General features: G+C 68.1%; 3 protein-coding genes. All 3 read right to left on the bottom strand.

Annotated elements, in window-relative coordinates; all coding sequences use genetic code 11:
- Positions 1 to 675 (bottom strand): outer membrane protein (locus K7W03_RS27060; RefSeq protein ID WP_222888042.1); only part of this gene is annotated, 675 nt, incomplete at its 3' end.
- A gap of 190 nt (positions 676 to 865) precedes the next feature.
- Entirely contained in the window at positions 866 to 1,369 is a 504-nt protein-coding gene (locus tag K7W03_RS27055; RefSeq protein WP_222888040.1) for a DUF2793 domain-containing protein, read from the bottom strand.
- A 33-nt stretch (positions 1,370 to 1,402) separates the two neighbouring features.
- The coding region (locus tag K7W03_RS27050) for a phage tail protein (RefSeq protein WP_222888038.1) at positions 1,403 to 2,891 on the bottom strand (1,489 nt) is incomplete at its 5' end.

Raw genomic sequence — 2,891 nt, 5'->3', positions numbered from 1 at the left:
GCACTCAGCGACCGGCGGCGGAGCAGCCGGTTCACCACCGAAGTTGTAGGTCAGGCCCAGCAGCAGGCTGTGGGTGCGCAGCTTGGTGTCGACCGACGAGCCGGCGGGGCCACCGATGGTGGTGTAGGCCGGGATCAGCTTGATGTCGTCCTGGTTGAAGAAGCGATACTTCAGCGAGACGTCGACATTGTTGGTCAGCGGATAGCGAACGCCAGCCAGCGCCTGCCAGGCGAAGCCGGTGTCGGAATCGTTCACCAGATCGTTGGCCAGCTTGCCGCGCGAAACGCCGACACCGCCGCCGACGAAGCCCTGCAGGCCGTCATCGGGACCGAAGTCCAGCAAGCCGTTCAGCATGAACGACAGAGCCGAAGCCGAACCGCCGAAGCCGCTCTTGTCCAGATCCACCTTGGCGCGCTTGTAAGCGGCCTCGGCCTCCAGACGGAAACCGCCGAAGTCATAACCGATATTGGCGTCACCATCGAAGCCCTTGTGGTAGTCCACGCCGGCAACCGTGTTGCTGGCAGCGCCGCCATTACCGGGGGTGAAGGTGATGTCCTGATCTTCGACGAGAACAACGCCGGAATCGATACCGATATACCAGCTATTGTCACGCGCCAGGGCCGGGGTGGCCAGGGCGCTGGTCGCAAGCACAGCCGCGAGGGCAAGCTTCCGCATCTGAATTCCCCTTTCAAAAGTGTCACGAAGGACTGCTGAAACCCTGTATCGGGTAGAAAGTTTCATGGCAAGTCCACAATTGGCAAAACTGTTGCAAAAATAACGCAGTTAACCCTGTCGCCTTCCGTTGGCTCCTAATTCGAAAGGGCAATTCTGGTAAAAGGCGGACACAGCGAAAGTCACAGCAGGATCAGCTTGCGATCAGTCCATGTGTCCGCAGCGCGCCCAGAATTGCGGCAAGGGCCGAACGCGCCTCCACGTCGACTATGGCGCCGCCCGCCGGATTGGCGACGGCCGCCACGGCCGCGCCCACGACCCGCTGCCCACCGACATAGAAGCCATCTGCCCGCACGGCGGAATCCTCCCAGCGCGCGCCGTCATGCCGCATGACATGCCCCCGGTCCGCGACCCATAGCGAAAGGCCCGGGCGGGGCGCGGCGAAACGCCATCCCCCTTCCGTCCAGCAGGCCAGGGCCCCATCCTGCCCTTCCCAGGCGCCACCTGCCCCGGCGGCCACGATCCAGCAGTCGCCAACCGTCGGCGACGCGGGCGGCTCATCCCGGTCGGCGCTTTCCACCGCGCCATGCAGCAGCATGTCGATCCGCGCCAGCGCCTCGTTGTGAAACAGCTCCTTCTGCGCCTGCCCGGCGAAAAGCTGGGGCAAGGCCCAACGGAGCGTCGAGTCCATCACCATGATTCGATTGTCCTTTTCTTCAGAAAATGGCCATCAGCCGACCAGAACGATCCGCGCCGCACGCCCCAGCGCATAGGTGCCGATCTGACGGATCTCGACCGCCAGCCCGCCCGAATGGCCCATATCCTCCGCCACCGCGGCCGCGTCATAGGTCCAGGGCGAACGGTCGGTGACGATCCTGCGCAGTTCCGTCGACCCGGCCCACAGGCGCAGTTCATAGCTCTCCCGATCCTCGCCCAGGGGCACGTCGGCCCCGCCGGTCCAGCGCCACCCGCTCCTGCTGCGCCTGGTCCAGCCGACGATCCAGCCGCCATCCCCGTCCGGGCGTGCCGTGACATGCACCGGGGAAGGCGGCGCCAGGGCCTCCCCCCTTATCGTCAACAGCGCATCAGCCGGCTCGCTGTCGCCGACCCCGATCGCGGAGACATGGAGGCTGCCGCCAATCTCCACCCCGCCATAAGCGGCAAGCTCGACCAGCCGGTCCTCCTCCAGCAGCAGGAAAGCCTCGCCCTCGCCGTGGGAATCCATCGCCCATTCGGTTCCGAACAATCCCCGCCGCAGCCCTTCCAGCCGGAAACTGGCCGCGCCGGTCTGCACCACATGGCTGAACTGGACCAGCTCCCGCCCGACGAGGCACAGATTGCGCCCCAGCCCCAGCGCCGCCTCGTCCGCCCCCGCCAATTCCATGTCCGCCGACAGCAGAGTGACATGGAGAGCATTGATCCGGTCGATCATCGTCACGCTCCCCGCGGCCAGTCCATTGTCCGTTCGCCCCATCACAGCGCGGCCGGCCGTCCGCCCGGCAGGCGAAGCCTCCCCCGTCGCACCGACCACGAAAAGCGCCGCGCCGCGCCACGCCTCGCCACCGCTCGCCGCCGCCACGATCAGGGGAGCGGCCGCCGCCCCTTCCCTGATCATGGGCAAATCGGCCAGCATCAGCGTGGTCGGGCCATGCGGCGTGTCGGCCTGCCGCACCATCGCGCCGGAGGACGCCCCCGGCGGCATCGCGGCGCCCGCCCCCGGCAAGCGCCTCAAGGCGAGGCGCACGGCCATCGCCTCCCATTCGCGCTCCTCTATCCGCCACCGGCCCGGCACGCCTTCCACCGCGACGACATCGCCCGGCGCATGGCGCAGCGCATCCCACCCGCAGCGCAGCGTCATGGTCGATCGCCCCGCCCAGGCCATCCCCAGCTTCCGCGCCGCCAGCGACCGCGCCTCCTCGCCCGAAAGCACCATCGGCAGGTCCACCCCCTGCTCCAGCCGTCCCGGCCCCGGCCGGCCGATACGCTGCACACCCGCCTGATAGTCGCGCGCCGGATCATGATAACGGACCGACAAGGCCGCCGGCACGCTGTCCGCCGCGCCGCCCGCATGCTCGAACCCGTCCAGCGCCCGCCCATTGACCGACCGGCACAGCGCCCCCGCCGCGATCCCCGCCGCCCCTTCTCCCTCCGCGGCCCGCAGGCGCAACCCCGCTTCTTCCGCCACGAAGGCCAGGCCGAACGCCTCCACCAGCGGCGCC

The sequence above is a fragment of the Sphingobium sp. PNB genome, from assembly GCF_019873065.1.
GTDB lineage: Bacteria > Pseudomonadota > Alphaproteobacteria > Sphingomonadales > Sphingomonadaceae > Sphingobium > Sphingobium fuliginis.
Note: the sequence above shows the minus strand (reverse complement) of the source record. Positions and strands in the feature narration are given on the sequence as shown.

Coding starts and splice junctions, on each gene's coding strand:
- K7W03_RS27055 (WP_222888040.1), bottom strand. CDS start 1,369: ATGGTGATGGACTCGACGCTCCGTTGGGCCTTGCCCCAGCTTTTCGCC.